General features: G+C 39.5%; 15 protein-coding genes. 10 read left to right on the forward strand and 5 right to left on the reverse strand.

Annotated features, from left to right (window positions below; all coding sequences use genetic code 11):
- Positions 1 to 2 precede the first annotated feature (2 nt).
- The 7 genes from nuoL to CXY28_RS02425 all read left to right on the forward strand — a co-directional run bounded on the left by nuoL (position 3) and on the right by CXY28_RS02425 (position 9,807).
- Positions 3 to 1,841, forward strand: a complete 1,839-nt coding sequence (gene nuoL, locus CXY28_RS02395) for an NADH-quinone oxidoreductase subunit L (RefSeq protein ID WP_100979340.1) — start codon at positions 3 to 5, stop codon at positions 1,839 to 1,841.
- A gap of 3 nt (positions 1,842 to 1,844) precedes the next feature.
- Positions 1,845 to 3,383: an NADH-quinone oxidoreductase subunit M gene (locus tag CXY28_RS02400; protein ID WP_100979341.1), complete on the forward strand. Its 1,539-nt coding sequence runs from the start codon at positions 1,845 to 1,847 to the stop codon at positions 3,381 to 3,383.
- On the forward strand, positions 3,370 to 4,842 hold the full coding sequence (nuoN, locus tag CXY28_RS02405; RefSeq protein ID WP_100979342.1) for an NADH-quinone oxidoreductase subunit NuoN: 1,473 nt from the start codon (positions 3,370 to 3,372) through the stop codon (positions 4,840 to 4,842). The genes CXY28_RS02400 and nuoN overlap by 14 nt, the downstream gene beginning before the upstream one ends.
- Complete coding sequence (locus tag CXY28_RS02410) at positions 4,832 to 7,237, forward strand: DUF7494 domain-containing protein (protein WP_100979343.1); 2,406 nt, start codon at positions 4,832 to 4,834, stop codon at positions 7,235 to 7,237. The genes nuoN and CXY28_RS02410 overlap by 11 nt, the downstream gene beginning before the upstream one ends.
- 1 nt (position 7,238) lies before the next feature.
- Complete coding sequence (locus CXY28_RS02415; RefSeq protein ID WP_100979344.1) at positions 7,239 to 8,615, forward strand: phosphomannomutase/phosphoglucomutase; 1,377 nt, start codon at positions 7,239 to 7,241, stop codon at positions 8,613 to 8,615.
- Between the two features lie 211 nt (positions 8,616 to 8,826).
- Positions 8,827 to 9,111 carry a hypothetical protein gene (locus tag CXY28_RS02420; protein ID WP_100979345.1) on the forward strand — a complete coding sequence of 95 codons (285 nt, stop codon included), beginning with the start codon at positions 8,827 to 8,829 and terminating at the stop codon, positions 9,109 to 9,111.
- A gap of 258 nt (positions 9,112 to 9,369) precedes the next feature.
- A complete protein-coding gene (locus CXY28_RS02425) occupies positions 9,370 to 9,807 on the forward strand; it encodes a hypothetical protein (RefSeq protein ID WP_229763326.1) in 438 nt (145 codons plus the stop codon).
- 20 nt (positions 9,808 to 9,827) lie between these two features.
- On the opposite strand, the gene CXY28_RS02430 is transcribed toward CXY28_RS02425, so the two are convergent.
- The 4 genes from CXY28_RS02430 to CXY28_RS02445 all read right to left on the reverse strand — a co-directional run bounded on the left by CXY28_RS02430 (position 9,828) and on the right by CXY28_RS02445 (position 12,128).
- The gene (locus tag CXY28_RS02430; RefSeq protein WP_100979346.1) at positions 9,828 to 10,442 is read right to left on the reverse strand and encodes a thiamine diphosphokinase; all 615 of its coding nucleotides are present in this window, start codon (positions 10,440 to 10,442) and stop codon (positions 9,828 to 9,830) included.
- Complete coding sequence (pnuC, locus tag CXY28_RS02435) at positions 10,430 to 11,092, reverse strand: nicotinamide riboside transporter PnuC (RefSeq protein WP_100979347.1); 663 nt, start codon at positions 11,090 to 11,092, stop codon at positions 10,430 to 10,432. Before pnuC ends, CXY28_RS02430 begins: the two co-directional genes overlap by 13 nt.
- Before the next feature lie 185 nt (positions 11,093 to 11,277).
- A complete protein-coding gene (locus CXY28_RS02440) occupies positions 11,278 to 11,742 on the reverse strand; it encodes a hypothetical protein (protein WP_100979348.1) in 465 nt (154 codons plus the stop codon).
- Positions 11,743 to 11,765: 23 nt separating this feature from the next.
- Positions 11,766 to 12,128, reverse strand: a complete 363-nt coding sequence (locus CXY28_RS02445; RefSeq protein WP_198542589.1) for a pantothenate kinase — start codon at positions 12,126 to 12,128, stop codon at positions 11,766 to 11,768.
- Between the two features lie 719 nt (positions 12,129 to 12,847).
- Between CXY28_RS02445 and tenA the strand changes: the two genes are divergently transcribed.
- Positions 12,848 to 13,501, forward strand: coding sequence for a thiaminase II (gene tenA, locus CXY28_RS02450; protein ID WP_100979350.1), 654 nt, complete (start codon positions 12,848 to 12,850; stop codon positions 13,499 to 13,501).
- 63 nt (positions 13,502 to 13,564) lie between these two features.
- Here the strand turns inward: tenA and CXY28_RS02455 are convergent, their stop codons facing one another.
- Positions 13,565 to 14,113: a YceI family protein gene (locus CXY28_RS02455; RefSeq protein ID WP_000709825.1), complete on the reverse strand. Its 549-nt coding sequence runs from the start codon at positions 14,111 to 14,113 to the stop codon at positions 13,565 to 13,567.
- A gap of 125 nt (positions 14,114 to 14,238) precedes the next feature.
- On the opposite strand from CXY28_RS02455, the gene CXY28_RS02460 reads away from it, so the two are divergent.
- Both CXY28_RS02460 and CXY28_RS02465 read left to right on the forward strand, forming a co-directional pair.
- Positions 14,239 to 14,976, forward strand: a complete 738-nt coding sequence (locus CXY28_RS02460) for a 5'-nucleotidase, lipoprotein e(P4) family (RefSeq protein ID WP_033759315.1) — start codon at positions 14,239 to 14,241, stop codon at positions 14,974 to 14,976.
- A 67-nt stretch (positions 14,977 to 15,043) separates the two neighbouring features.
- Complete coding sequence (locus CXY28_RS02465) at positions 15,044 to 16,102, forward strand: glycosyltransferase family 9 protein (protein WP_100979351.1); 1,059 nt, start codon at positions 15,044 to 15,046, stop codon at positions 16,100 to 16,102.
- Positions 16,103 to 16,169 lie beyond the last annotated feature (67 nt).

The following is a 16,169-nucleotide window of genomic DNA, read 5'->3' on the forward strand; positions in this document are numbered from 1 at the left end:
GCATGCAATATTCTTCTTTGCTGTCAGTGGTGTTGTTTTTGCCTTTAATCGGTGCAATTTATGCGGGGCTGTTTGGGGCTAAAGCTAAAGCGTTGCATGTGGGCGTTTTCAATTCTTTGTGCGTGCTGGTTTCTTTCATTGGTGCGGTGGTTCTTTTTATTCAAGCCTGGCATCATCAAAGCTATGAAAAATATTTGTTTGATTGGATCGTGGTAGGGAATTTTAAAGTCGGCTTTTCCCTCATGCTGGATAATATCAATGCAGTCATGATTGTCGTGGTCACTTTAGTTTCTTTCTTAGTGCATGTGTATTCTATAGGCTATATGGAGCATGATACAGGGTTTAACCGCTATTTTTCCTACCTTAGCGGCTTTGTGTTTTCCATGCTGGTGTTGGTGTTGAGCGATAATTTTTTAGGGCTTTTCATTGGCTGGGAAGGGGTGGGGCTATGCTCTTACTTACTCATTGGCTTTTGGTATCATAAAACAAGCGCGAATAACGCTTCCATTGAAGCCTTTGTGATGAATCGAATCACGGATTTAGGCATGCTCATGGGGATTATTTTGATCTTTTGGAATTTTGGCACCCTCCAGTATAAAGAAATCTTTAGCATGCTCAATAACGCCGATTATTCCATGCTCTTTTACATTAGCGTGTTTCTTTTCATTGGCGCTATGGGGAAGAGCGCGCAATTCCCTATGCACACATGGCTAGCCAACGCTATGGAGGGGCCTACGCCGGTGTCCGCTCTCATCCATGCAGCGACAATGGTAACCGCTGGGGTGTATCTGGTCATTAGAGCCAATCCTTTGTATAGTGCGGTGTTTGAAGTGGGTTATTTCATCGCATGTTTAGGGGCGTTTGTGGCTCTTTTTGGAGCGAGCATGGCTTTAGTCAATAAGGATTTAAAACGCATTGTGGCTTATTCCACGCTTTCTCAATTAGGCTATATGTTTGTAGCGGCCGGTCTTGGGGCTTATGCGATCGCGCTTTTCCACCTCTTCACGCATGCGTTTTTCAAATCCCTCCTTTTCTTAGGCTCAGGGAATGTCATGCATGCGATGGAAGACAATCTGGATATTACTAAAATGGGCGCTTTATACAAGCCTATGAGGATCACAGCTGTCTTTATGATTATAGGGTCAGTGGCTTTGTGTGGGATCTACCCCTTTGCGGGCTATTTCTCCAAAGACAAAATTTTAGAAGCGGCTTTTGGGATGCACCACCATATTTTATGGTTTATGCTTCTAATCGGGGCGATCTTTACCGCTTTTTATAGTTTTAGGCTCATCATGCTTGTGTTCTTTGCGCCCAAACAGCACGAAATCAACCACCCCCATGAGGCTCAAAATTTCATGCTTTTAAGCATGCTGCCGTTAGGGGTTTTAGCGGTCATTGCTGGGTTTTTTGAAGAGCCGTTTTTCCATTTCATCTCTCAAGTGATCCCTAGCGTTGAAGAATATCCCGTCCCGCTCGCTCTTTTAATCAGTATCACCACCATAGTGGTATTATTGAGCATCGCCTATGCCATATTTAAATATAAAAATGGTATCACTTCAAAAAAAGAGGGGGGCTTTTTATACAAGCTCTTGCTCAACCAATACTATATCCCAAAGCTCTATCAAGGGATTGCAAAAGTTTTTAGCGCCATCGCTTCATTCTTGCACCAGGTCGTGGAATTAAGGATCATTGATGCGATAGTGGATACCATAGGAAGAAGCGTTTTTGTTATAGGGCGTGTGTTTAGGATCAGTCAAGACGGGAATTTAACTTCCATGTTGCGCTTCATGGTGGCCGGGGTTTTAATCTTGTTAGCGTTTGTAGCTTTTTTTGGGAGATAAACAATGCAGTTTTTACATGCGCATCTTTTAAGCGTGGTGATCTTTTTCCCCATGCTGAGCGCGCTATTAGCGTTCTTTATGAGCGATCAAGCGAGCAGGGCGTATGCGATCGTCATCGCTTTGATTGAATTGTTATTAATCTTGTTGTTGTGGCATGGGTTTGATATTCAAACAGCAGGCATGCAGTTTGAAGAAACAAAGGAATTAGTCTATCAAATTGGCGTGAATTACCATGTGGGCGTTGATGGCATCGCGCTCTTTTTGTTACTCTTAAACGCTATCGTGGTGTTATTGTCCGTGATTTATGTCAAAGAGCGTCGTAAAGACTTTGCGATTTGTCTGTTGTTGTTAGAGGGGATTTTGATGGGCGTGTTTTCTTCTCTTAATGTGATCTTTTTCTACGCTTTTTGGGAAATCTCGCTCTTGCCGGTTTTATACCTCATCGGTCGTTTTGGCCGTAATAACAAAATCTATTCTGGCATGAAGTTTTTCCTCTACACCTTTTTAGCGTCATTATGCATGCTCTTAGGCATTTTATATATTGGGTATTACTACGCTAGCAATTACGGCATGATGAGTTTTGATATTTTAGACTGGTATCAATTGAACTTTTCTGGCGGGGTTAAAACCTGGCTCTTTGTGGCTTTCTTAATAGGGATTGCGGTTAAAATCCCACTCTTTCCCTTACACACATGGTTGCCTTATGCGTATTCTAACGCCCCTACTTTAGGTTCTGTCATGCTTTCAGCCTTGCTTTCTAAAATGGGGACTTACGCCTTATTACGCTTCTTGCTCCCGCTTTTTCCTGAGCTTTCAGAAATCTATTTAACCCCTATAGCCATTGTGGCGCTATGCATGATCATTTATGGAGGTTTTCTAGCCTACGCTCAAAAAGATTTAAAAACTCTCATCGCTTACAGCTCGTTCTCGCACATGGGAGTCGTGGTGCTTGGGGTTTTTTCTTTCAATGTTGAGGGGATTTCAGGGGCGGTGTTTATGATGTTTGCGCATGGAATTATCGTCATGGGATTATTTTTACTCGCTGGAATCTTAGAAGAGCGCTCTAGCAGTTTAGAAATCGCTCGCTTTGGATCCATCGCTAAAAGCGCTCCTGTTTTTGCAGCCTTTTTTATGATCGTTTTAATGGCGAATGTGGGCATGCCTTTAAGCATTGGTTTTGTGGGAGAGTTTTTAAGCTTGTTAGGGTTTTTTGCCACTTACCCTCTTTTGGCTATCATTGCTGGAACAAGCATCATCCTCTCAGCGGTTTACATGCTCACTTCATATAAAGATGTTTTCTTTGGTAATTTGAAAGCCGGGAACAATCAAATCAGCGTGTTTGAAGATTTGAACGCTCGTGAGGTAGGGGTTTTGAGCGTGATTTTAGCTTTGATTTTAATTTTAGGGATTTATCCTAAAATCCTTTTAAAACCGATTGAGCAAGGCTCTAAGCAGCTTTTAGAGGTGATAGAAATCCGCTCGCTCCCTTTTTTAGGTTCATTGGATACTAAGATAAAAGAGGTCTCTTATGTTAATAGATAGTCTGCACATCTCTTTTGATAGCTTTAATTTTGAGAGCATTTTGCCCATGCTGGTGTTGGTGTGTGGGGGGATTTTCACGCTCTTAATCAACGCTTTCACTTCCAGGTTTTCACGCAATTTGAATGTGTTTTTATGCATGCTCTTTTTGGTTTTGGATTTTTTGGTGGTTTTAGGGTTAGAGCAGCAAGAAAACGCCTTTTTTGGGTTTTTGAGCTTGGATACGCTCTCGCTCATCTCTCAAAGCATTGTCTTGATTTCAGCCTTCTTGCTCATTTTCTTAGCCCTTTCCAAAGAGCGCTTCAACGAATTTCAAACCGCTGAATTTTATTCCTTATACTTGTTTATTGTCGCTGGCTTTCAGTTCATGGTTTCAAGCAACCATTTATTGCTAATCCTTATCGGGTTAGAAACAGCGTCCTTACCCCTTTGTGTGTTAATGGCGTTGAGCGATAAACGCTACGGCTTGGAAGCAGGGATCAAATATTTCACTATGGGGGCGATGGCGAGCGCGTTTTTTGCTATGGGGGCTATGGCTTTTTACTTGCTTACAGGGAGCTTGAATCTTGAAGTCATTACCCTATACTTACACACTGAGGGTATCACAAACCCCATGCTCTTTGCGATGGGCACTATTTTTTTGATTGGAGCGATTGGCTTTAAGGTTTCTTTAGTGCCTTTCCATACCTGGATGCCTGATGTGTATGAGGGCAATAACCCGGTCTTTGCGAGTTATATTTCCATTGTGCCTAAAATCGCTGGCTTTGTGGTAGCGACTCGCCTTTTTGGGGCGTTTATAGACACTCGCATCGCTTGGGTAGAAGACATTTTTTACGCCCTCATTCTTATGACTATCACCATCCCTAATTTCATTGCTTTATGGCAAGAAGATGTCAAAAGAATGCTCGCTTACAGCTCCATTTCGCATTCTGGGTTTGCTTTAGCATGCGTGTTTATCCACACTGAAGATAGCCAACAAGCGATGTTTGTTTATTGGTTCATGTTCGCCTTCACTTACATTGGGGCTTTTGGCCTTTTATGGCTCTTAAAAAGCCGGGAAAAAACATGGGATGAACGCTACGATCACCCCTATTCTAAATTCAACGGCCTTATCAAAACCCACCCCTTAGTGGCGATCTTGGGCGCTATTTTTGTTTTTGGGCTTGCAGGGATCCCGCCTTTTAGCGTGTTTTGGGGGAAATTTTTAGCCGTTGAAAGCGCTTTAGAGAGCAATCACATTCTTTTAGCGGTGGTGATGTTAGTTAATAGCGCGGTGGCTGCGTTTTATTATTTCCGTTGGCTCGTAGCAATGTTTTTCAATAAGCCCTTACAAAGCTACGCTCAAAGCGATATTTACACCCAAAACGCTACCATGCCCATTTATGCGGTCATTATTGCCATGGTGTTAGCGTGCTTGTTCTCTGTGTTTATGATGCGAGGGCTTTTAGAGTTTGTGGCTTAAGTCAAAAATCTTTCTTTTAATGGGCTTGCTCTCCCATTCGCTCAACGCTTTAAGTCTCACGCTCACGCAAGGCAAAGAAGGGGGGGAAGATTTTTCGGTTTTAACCTTACGACACAATAAGGCGTTTTCTTGTTTTTATACTAATGAAAAACCGCCAAGCGGGATTGAAGCGTCTTTATCCATTATACACGCTAAACGCCCCATAGAATGCGTGATAGACTCTATCCCTAAGGAGGGCTTTACCCCTTTAGAAAACGCTTTTTTCAATATCACCTATTCTATGCGCCAACAACAATTCATTTTACACATCAAACCCAAAGTGATGCGAAGACTCACCCTTTTTTCTTTTGACAAGGATTATAAAAAAGCGATCCCCCTTTTTGTGGAAAACGATCCTAAAGCCAAAACGTGGCAAATCATAGGCTATGATCAAAAAATCCCTTTTTTGAGCGAAAAAGACAACGCTCAAAAAGGCTTGAATTTTCCCATTGTCATTAAAGACGCTCAAACCCCTATCATTCAAGAACTAGATGTGAATAACAAACCCCTACTCACCACAAAGGGCTATGACTTAAACGCCTATTTAGAGGCTAAAAAACAAATGGATTCGCAAGCCTATTTTGACGCTTTACGCACGATCAGCCGCGCGTTTAAAAACTACCCTCAAACGATGTTTAAAAAAGATTTGTATTTATTAGAAATTATCGCATTAGGCCAATTAGGCATTAAAAAATCCTTACTCATAGATATTGGCACCAAGTGGATTAAAAATTACCCGACTGATCCCAATATCCCTGAAGCGCTATACTATGTCGCCAAAGCTTTAGATGAAAACAACAATTACAAACAGGCCATGCGTTATTACAAACGCATTCTTTTAGAATACAAAAATTCCCGCTACGCGCCCTTAGCCCAAATGCGTTTAGCCATTGAAGCGGCTGAAGGCTCTGATTTGAGCAACGCTAACATGCTTTTTAAAGAAGCTTTTTCTAACGCTAAAGATAAAGAGAGCGCGAGTGAAATCGCTCTTAATTGGGCTGAAGCAGAGATAAACTATCAAAATTTTAATAACGCTAAATACCTCATTGATAAGGTGGTCCAATCCAACCCAGATTATATTTCTACGCATAGCGAATCAGCCCTAGACTTGCTCAAGTTATTGAAAAAAAACCAGATGAATGCAAGCGCAATTGAGATCGCTCACTTGCTCTTTAATCAAGATGATGATGTGAAAGCTAAAGAGCAAGCGCTTTATGATTTAGGGGCGTTGTATGCAAGGATCAAAGACTTTAAAAACGCCCACCTTTACAATCTGCAATATTTACAAGACCATGCGGAATTGGATAAAGCTTCTGTCGTTAGGGCGCGCGATGAAAAAGCCCTTTTTTCCATGGAGGGGAACACGCAAGAAAAAATCGCCCATTATGACAAAATCATTCAAAATTTCCCTAATTCTAATGAAGCCCTAAAAGCTTTAGAGTTGAAAGCCCAACTATTGTTTGAAAACAAGCGTTATGCTGAAGTGTTGAGCATGCAAAAAAATTTGCCTAAAGATTCTCCCTTGATCCAAAAAACGCTCAATGTCCTTGCTAAAACCCCATTAGAGAACCATCGTTGCGAAGAAGCCTTAAAATATTTATCCCAGATCACAGCCTTTGAATTCAACCCCAAAGAAGAAATCCAAGCCTTTGATTGCTTGTATTTCGCATCGCTCAAAGAAAAAGCGCAAATCATTGCCCTAAACGCTTTAAAAGCGGCTAAAACCCCTAGCGAGAAATTGGTATGGCTTTATCGTTTGGGGCGCAATTACTACCGCTTAGGGGATTTTAAAAATTCCACTCTGGCCTCTAAAGACGCTTTAACTCTCGCTCAAAGCTTGAACAAAAAAGAATTTTATGATATTGCTTTTGTGTTATTTTCAGATTACATGCAAAACAATGAAAAAGAATTGGCCCTCAATTTGTATGCGTTTTTAGAAAAGCATTTCAAAGACGATAAACGCATGGCACTAGTTTATTTTAAATTGCTAGAAAATGAAAAAGACCCTAAAAGCGTCAAAATTTATGCCACAAGCTTGCTCAAACTCCAAGACGCTTACAAGGACTATTCTTACACGCCCTTTAGCGAATTTGCTCTCATTGACGCTTACAGAACCACCAAAGACTATTTAAAAGCGTTAGAAACGCTAGACAAACTCTTAAACCGCAGGCTTTCTTTAGAAGATCACCAAAAAGCCTTATACTTGCAATCCAGCTTATTGGATTTAACCCATCAAAAAGCAAAATCTAGAGCCAGTTTAGAAAAATGCGTTCAATTAAAACAAAAAGATCAAACAAACGCATGGCAAAATTTATGCGAACAGGGTTTAAATTTATTCAAAAACAAGGAGTCATGACATGGACATTAGCATTTTTAGAGAATACGATATTAGAGGCATTTACCCCACCACTTTAGACAAAAATACGGCTTTTAGTATCGGCGTGGAGTTGGGGAAAATCATGCGAGAATACGATAAAAGCGTGTTTGTAGGGCATGACGCAAGGGTGCATGGGCGCTTTTTGTTTGAAGCTTTAAGCGCGGGACTGCAATCAAGCGGCTTGAAAGTGTATGATTTAGGGCTAATCCCCACACCGGTAGCGTATTTTGCGGCCTTTAATGAAATCAATGGTATTAAATGCCCTAATTCCATCATGATCACTGGCTCTCACAACCCCAAAGAATACAACGGCTTTAAAATCACGCTCAACCAAAACCCGTTTTATGGCAAGGACATTCAGGCTTTAAAAGACACGCTTTTAAACGCCAAGCATGAAATAAAACCCCTAAAAGAAACACCAGAGAAATCCAATGCCCTAGAAGCGTATCAGCGCTATTTGATCAAGGATTTTAAGCATTTGAAAAACCTTAAATACAAAATCGCCCTGGATTTTGGTAATGGCGTGGGAGCGTTAGGGCTAGAGCCTATTTTAAAGGCTTTAAACATTGATTTTAGCAGTCTTTATAGCGATCCTGATGGGAATTTCCCTAACCACCACCCAGACCCTAGCGAAGCGAAAAACTTAAAAGATTTAGAAAAACACATGCAAGAAAACGCTATTTTGATAGGCTTTGCTTTTGATGGCGATGCGGATAGGATTGCGATGCTAAGCTCTCATCATATCTATGCGGGCGATGAATTAGCGATTTTATTCGCTAAACGCTTGCATGCTCAAGGCATCACCCCTTTTGTGATCGGCGAAGTCAAATGCTCTCAAGTGATGTATAACACGATCAATACTTTTGGTAAGACGCTCATGTATAAAACCGGGCATAGCAATTTAAAAATCAAGCTCAAAGAAACCAACGCGCATTTTGCGGCTGAAATGAGCGGGCATATCTTTTTTAAAGAGCGCTATTTTGGCTATGATGACGCTCTTTATGCATGCTTAAGGGCTTTAGAATTATTGCTTGAACAAAGTCCAAGCGATTTGGAAAACACCATTAAAAACCTCCCTTATTCCTACACCACGCCTGAAGAAAAAATCGCCGTGAGCGAAGAAGAAAAATTTGAAATCATTCATAACCTGCAAAAAGCGCTTAAAAACCCGCCAAGCCATTTCCCTAAAATCAAAGAAATCATCAGCATTGATGGCGTGAGAGTGGTTTTTGAACATGGTTTTGGGCTTATTCGTGCAAGCAACACCACCCCCTATTTAGTCAGCCGCTTTGAAGGCAAGGATGAAACAACGGCATTAGAGTATAAAAGGGCGTTACTCAATTTGCTAGAGAAATAAGGCTCTAAACCAGTCAATACCAATTAAGCCTTATTTGGCTTAATAAACGCTTTAAGTTTTAAAAAAGATCAAAATAACTTAAAGCTAACAGCCATGTCTTTCTAAAAAGATTTGTGAGTAAGCCCCCTAGTTATCCAAAAATTGAACGCTATTTAAGCTAATCCTAAGCTTATTATAATGAAAAGTTTTAAATTAATTGTAAAGGATTTTTATGAATACAAAGGGCAAAAATAAAAATGCTTCTCATCTCACTCACGAAATGAACAAGGAACATGGGGGTCTTGCAAAAGCAAGTGAAAAAGCTGAAATGCAACCAATCTTGGAAGCACTATACTATGTGGCTAAAGAAGAATCTGAAGGATATAAAAAAGCAGCTGAAGGATATAAACAGGTGCTTGAAGCAAAAGAAAAGACAGATAAAATCTTAAATACTTTGAAAGCAATCAGCCATGACAATAACATAATAGACATAGAACCCGAAGACGAAAAGGACTAAACAATCAATAGTTTTTTAGAAGTATTATAAAGAGCTTATGGCTTGGTATGTATGAAACCTTTTTTATTATCAAAATACCTGCGATTTTAAGCCGCTATCAACCACACTACAAGGCTATCTCTTGTTGTTAGGCTTATGGCGGTATTTTCTACGCTAACTCCATAATAACGCGCATGCAATAAAACCTGATGATGATTGTTAGTCTATAATCTTTAATTTTTGACGCAACAAAGCCTAAAAGCCTTAAAGAATAAATTAGTGGCCATAACAAACCAAACCAGCACCATAAAAGGGCAAATTGACAACACAAAAAGAGATTTTGTTGCTATTCTTGGGATCTTTGTTGCTATCTTTATGGCGTTTGATAGCGGGCTTAAAATTAATTTGGCTATTTTTGATAAGAAAGGGTTAGATGGTTTAATTGCCTTATGCTTATTCATGTTCGCATCGTTTTTCACTCTCATTCTGTTACACTCTCTCTATCGTTTTGTAAAAGATATTGCAAACAGCAATCAAAATTTCAATAAAACTGACTCAAAAGAATATAAGGTCTCCATTGTTTTGCTTATCGTAATTTTTATTGCAGTAGCAGTGGTTGTGGGTGTAAAGACTTATAAAGATTTTAGCACAAATAATAATAGCTCCCAAACTAACCACAAGATCTCTTATTGTCATACAGCCATGCTATTTGTTTGACTCTACCTAGCAAAACCCGCTCATAAAAACTTTTGATACACCAACACCACCGATTTAGGTGTAGAGCTAAGGCTAAAAAAATGATCTGTAGCTTCATTGAGCGAGCCAGAAAAGAGCGTTTTTAAACGCAAGTTTTTTAAGGGGTATTTGAGGTTTTTAGAAGTGAATTGGGCTTTAAGATCCAAGCTAAAAAGCGAGATTTGTTCCCCTTTAAAACTAGGTAAAGTAAAAGGGGTTTCTAACACCCTAAAAAGACCATAGTCGCTTATGGCTTGGATTTTTTGGCAAAATTTAAAATACTCCAACAATAAAAAAGTGTTCGCTAAAGCGTGATCTTCTCGCTTGCCATTCAACCCTAAAAAAATAAAATCATCACAGCCCCTATTCAAAGCATAAAAAAAGGCTTTGGATAAATCGTTGCTGTTTTGTTCGCTCACGCATATAGGGTTATACAAGGCTTTCAAATGCGAATCAATGCTATCTAGATCGCCTATAACAACGCTGGGTTTGAATTGAAGCGCATGCAAGGACTGGACAGCCCCATCGCATGCGATTAAAAAGGGAGCGTTTTTTAAAAGGTCTAAGCATTTTTGAGATTTAGGAAACTCCCCATTCGCTAAAATCACTGCTTGCATGACTTATTCCAGCGGTTAAAATAATACAAACCAATAAAAAGATATAGGATCGTTGTGAAGAGTTGCACCAAGCTCTCTGTAGAAATTTGAAAAATACAAAACCACACGATAATGGACACGATATTCCCTAAAGTTACTAGCGCATAATTTTCTATATAGCGCAAAACCTGTAAAATAAAAGCAACAATAAAGATAACGAAATTAAAACTCTCTGCCCATAAAAAATTCGTTTTAATCTCTTTAAAAAACAAAGCGCTCACACAAGTTAAAACCCCTATGCCTAAAACGAGCGCAAAACGCCAATTTTTGGAAAGTTTTTGAGCCTTAATAACGCCTTCATGCTGCTGTGTCTTTTTCCATGCGAATAGCCCATAAATCGTTACCGGCATATACAAAAAAAGGCATAAAATCACATCAGCGTTTAATTTCCACTGATAAGCGACATAAGCGTAACTCAAATTATAAACAAGACCAAATATAAAGCAAATCGTTTGCCTTTCTCCGGCAAAAAACGCATACAAAACCCCACTAAGCCCCGCTAGTAGGTTAATAAACGAGCCTTTGACAAGAATATTAGTGATGGTTAAAAACACGCAAGAAAGAATGAGCGTGGCGTAAAATCGTTTGGATAGTTGGGTGGTTATTAACATGCTATTTCCTTACGCAAGAATTACCTTGACAAGTTCTACGGGTTTGATCTCAGCCTTTTAAAAACTTGAGCGTTTTAAAAAGCACCCCTTAAATGCTCCTTATTGTAACACAAATCAGTGAGAACGCACTTTAAAGCTTCTTTAATTTTTTACTCCCCCCTCCATTTAATGCCATTTGGGTTAAATCACCACCCTAATTTAGCGCAAAGCCTAGAACAAATCCCAAAACACACAAGAAAGCCAAGCATAACCAAACCCTCTATAAGGAGATTGCTAGGATGCCCACAATACGCCGAGATCTCATGGATAGCGGCAATAAAGGGCATCGTTAAAAGCATCACATAAAAATCCCTTAGTCTTGATCCTAACACAGCGTTATAAAACGCGCCAAAAAACCTAGCCTTAAAAATGGCTTTGAGAAACCTAGGGTATCTTACTTGGAAAGATTTATAACAATCCCTACCTCGTGGGTCAAATAAAAGGTTAGATAATAGAGCCGCTATTAAAAGCGTTAGCCATGCGTAATAGCTATCTTTAGGGTTAAAAAGGATATCGCCTTGGCTCCAAGGAAATGTAGACAGACATCCCGCATAGACTATGGCCACCGCCCATTGATATTCCCAGTCGCTCAAACGCTTTTTGACATTCATGCTCTCTCCTTTCTCCCCCAAAACTACCTATCATACACGAAATGACGATCATAGGTGGGTTCTCTTGGGGCTTGCGGTTCTCTATCAACGCCACGGATACAATCTTCTACCCTATCGCCTATTTCACGACCAAATTCTCTCCCTACTCCACCACCAAAAGCTCCACCAATGCGACCACCCCAAGTGCTACCAGCAGGACCACCAACGGCTCCACCCACTGCACCTCCGACAGCTACTCCCATTGCACCACCCACTGCACCCCCAACAGCTCCTCCTAAAAATCTGTCTAATTCACCCCTTGCCTCTATTTTAGGACTAGCTATAGCCGCATTAACCATTACACCGCATAAAACCACTACACAACTAAATGTTCTTAATCCACTCATAACAAATCCTTTCATCAATTGAGACTCAAGGCATGTTTGGCACACCTTGATAAGAATATTTATACCACAATCGCATTCAAAGCATTGTTACAAATCAGCGAAAGATCACAAGAAGCTCAATAAATGTTTTGTTTATTCACAAATTACAAGATTAAAGTAAATAATTGGTTTTATGGTTTTAGTATTTTTTAAGCGTTTTAGAGTGTTAAGTTTCAAGCATTAAAGCCTTTAATTGCGTTTTTACACCAACCGCTTAAAAATTGAACGCCTATTTTGAATATATTAGACGCTTTTTTATTTTTATGCTAAACTATTTTGAGTTTTGGCCGATATGACTTCATACAGAGGTTAAACCAATCATAAATAGTAGGGTTAATTCCATCTCGCTCTGTAATAGGTTTGAAACCATGCATCTAAGATTGACTCCTATCTTGTAAGTGCCATACTACAAGTTCCCATAATAAAAACTTCTAAAAATCAAAACCTACAGAGCGAGATGGAATTAACTTTTTATGATCACAAATGATAGCCAGTCTTAAACAACCAATACAAGCTCTATAATATCATTAACCGCTATTCAAAATCACAGATATTTTAATACAGCGTTCAATTTTTGAAAGCAAGAGCCTACTCACCAATCTTTTTAAAAACAAATTTTTATACCATGTTGCGAGCTTTCGTGTTAGAATGCGTATTGAATTGATTTTAGGAGTGTAAAAATGCAAGTTTCACAATATCTGTATCAAAATGCGCAATCTATTTGGGGGGATTGTATTTCCCATCCGTTCGTTCAAGGCATAGGGCGTGGGACTTTAAAAAGAGATAAATTCCGTTTTTATATCATTCAGGATTATTTGTTTCTTTTAGAATACGCTAAGGTGTTTGCTTTGGGCGTAGTTAAAGCTTATGATGAAGCGGTGATGAGAGAGTTTTCTAACGCTATACAAGATATTTTAAATAACGAGATGAGTATCCATAACCATTACATTAGAGAACTTCAAATCACTCAAAAAGAATTGCAAAACGCGCACCCCACTCTAGCGAATAAATCCTATACAAGCTACATGCTCGCTGAAGGGTTTAAGGGCTCTATTAAAGAAGTTACGGCGGCTGTTCTATCCTGTGGTTGGAGCTATTTAGTGATCGCGCAAAATTTAAGCCAAATCCCCAACGCTTTAGAACATGCCTTTTATGGGCATTGGATTAAGGGCTATAGCTCAAAAGAATTTCAAGCGTGTGTGTCGTGGAATATTAATTTGCTTGATTCTCTCACCCTCGCTTCTTCAAAACAAGAAATTGAAAAATTAAAGGAGATTTTTATCACTACAAGTAAATATGAATACATGTTTTGGGATATGGCGTATCAAAGTTGAATAAAAGTTTTTGTGCTGTTAGAAAAACGCAAGAGAAGAAAACATCTATCTCTTGCAAAACGATTATTGAGCGTAAGCTTCTAGTTTGAGCTCAATCTTTACCTCATCTCCAACGACAGCATCGCTAAAGGTTTTACCGATACCGAAATCCTTGCGGTTGATTTTGCCTTCAGCTTGTAGCACCATGAATTCTTTTTTATTCATGGGGTTTTGTAAGGGGGCTTGGATTTTGGCTTCCAATACGACAGGTTTGGTTACGCCACGAAGAGTCAAATCCCCATGGATTTTACCATCTTCGTATTTTGTCATCTTAAAGCTCCCTTTGGGGTATTTCATGGCATCAAAAAACTCTGCTGTCCTTAAGTGGTCGTCTCTTTTTTTGTTCCTGGTGTTAATGCTTTTAATATCAATTTTACCTTCAAAAACATTGAGAGCCTTGGTATTAGGATCGGCATCAATTTTGCCATCAAAACTATCAAACACGCCTCTTGTTTCATTGAATTTGAAGTGCTTAACCTCAAACCACACGCTAGAGTTTGCCTTATCAATCGTATAAGGTTTTGCAAACGCCAGACTAACGCCCAAAAGGGTGAACATTAACGCTTTTTTCATTGTTTCCTCGCTTCATTTTGAATTAAAAACGCCAACACTATACAACAAATTGGTTAATGGTAAAATACTCCTAATCATCTGTTTTAAGGTATAATACAAAAAATCCCCATTAGGTAGGTGTTGTTATGATAAAAAAGACCTTTGCATCAGTTTTATTAGGATTGAGTTTGATGAGTGTTTTAAATGCTAAAGAATGCGTTTCGCCCCTAACAAGAAGCGTTAAGTATCATCAGCAAAGCGCTGAAATTAGGGCCTTGCAATTGCAAAGTTACAAAATGGCGAAAATGGCGTTAGACAATAATCTCAAGCTCGTTAAAGACAAAAAGCCAGCCGTCATCTTGGATTTAGATGAAACCGTTTTAAACACTTTTGATTATGCGGGCTATTTGACCAAACATTGCATTAAATACACCCCAGAAACTTGGGATAAATTTGAAAAAGAAGGCTCTCTTACGCTCATTCCTGGAGCGCTAGACTTTTTAGAATACGCTAATTCTAAGGGCGTTAAGATTTTTTACATTTCTAACCGCACGCAAAAAAATAAGGCATTCACCTTAAAAACGCTCAAAAGTTTTAAACTCCCCCAAGTGAGCGAAGAATCCGTTTTATTAAAAGAAAAAGGCAAGCCTAAAGCCGTTAGGCGAGAATTAGTCGCTAAGGATTATGAGATTGTTTTACAAGTGGGCGACACTTTGCATGATTTTGACGCACTTTTTGCTAAAGACGCTAAAAACAGCCAAGAACAACGAGCTAAAGTCTTGCAAAACGCTCAAAAATTTGGCACAGAGTGGATCATTTTACCCAACTCTCTTTATGGCACATGGGAAGATGAGCCCATAAAAGCATGGCAGAATAAAAAATAAAATTTATCCATTGAATAAGAACGATTTTTGCTAACATGACAAAAAATTTGATCTCTTAGGCGGAGTCATGGATTTTGTAGGGTTTGAAGATTTAAAATGCAAAGATAAAGAAAACTCTCAAAAAGTTTTTGTGATCCGTAACGATAAGTTAGGCGATTTTATTTTAGCCATACCCGCTTTAATCGCTCTAAAGCATGCTTTTTTAGAAAAAGGCAAGGAAGTGTATTTGGGCGTGGTTGTGCCTAGCTACACCACCCCGATAGCCTTAGAATTCCCTTTCATTGATGAAGTCATTATAGAAGATAACCATTTGAGCGCCACTCTCAAAAGTAAACCCATTGACGCTCTTATCTTTTTATTTTCTAATTTTAAAAACGCCAGACTCGCTTTTAGACTAAGGAAATCCATTCCTTATATCCTAGCCCCAAAGACTAAAATCTATTCTTGGCTGTATCAAAAGAGCGTGCGCCAAAGCCGATCGCTGTGTTTAAAAACCGAATACGAATACAATTTGGATCTCATCCATGTTTTTTGTGAAGATCACCATCTCCCTAACGCTCCACTTAAAAAAATCGCATGGAAGCTTAAAGACAAATCCAAAGAGCGATCCATTATCGCTTCAAAACTCAACGCTGATGTTGGTTTGTTGTGGATTGGCGTGCATATGCATAGCGGAGGCAGTTCGCCCGTATTGCCCGATTCGCATTTTATCAAACTGATTGGTTTTTTACGCAAAAATTTAAGTTGTGAGATCATTCTTATTTGCGGGCCAGGCGAGAGGAAAGCCACAGAAGAACTCCTTAAAAAAGTCCCTTTCGCTCACCTTTATGATACGAGCCATAGTCTAGTGGATTTAGCCAAATTGTGCGCAAATCTGTCCGTCTATATCGGGAACGCTTCAGGCCCTTTGCATGTGAACGCTTTATTTGACAACCACTCTATTGGGTTTTATCCTAACGAACTCAGCGCTTCTATTGCCAGATGGCGGCCTTTCAATGAGCGTTTTTTAGGCATCACCCCGCCTAATGGCTCAAACGATATGGGTTTGATTGACATTGAAAAAGAGGGTGAAACCATCCTTGAATTTATCGCACCAAATCTTTCTTGCCACACACAAGAAAGATAACGGCAACAAGCTTTCTCGTAAAGGGTGAAACCATCCTTGAATTTATCGCACCTAATCTTTCTTGCCA

The sequence above is a fragment of the Helicobacter pylori genome (genome assembly GCF_002832345.1).
Taxonomy (GTDB): domain Bacteria; phylum Campylobacterota; class Campylobacteria; order Campylobacterales; family Helicobacteraceae; genus Helicobacter; species Helicobacter pylori_CP.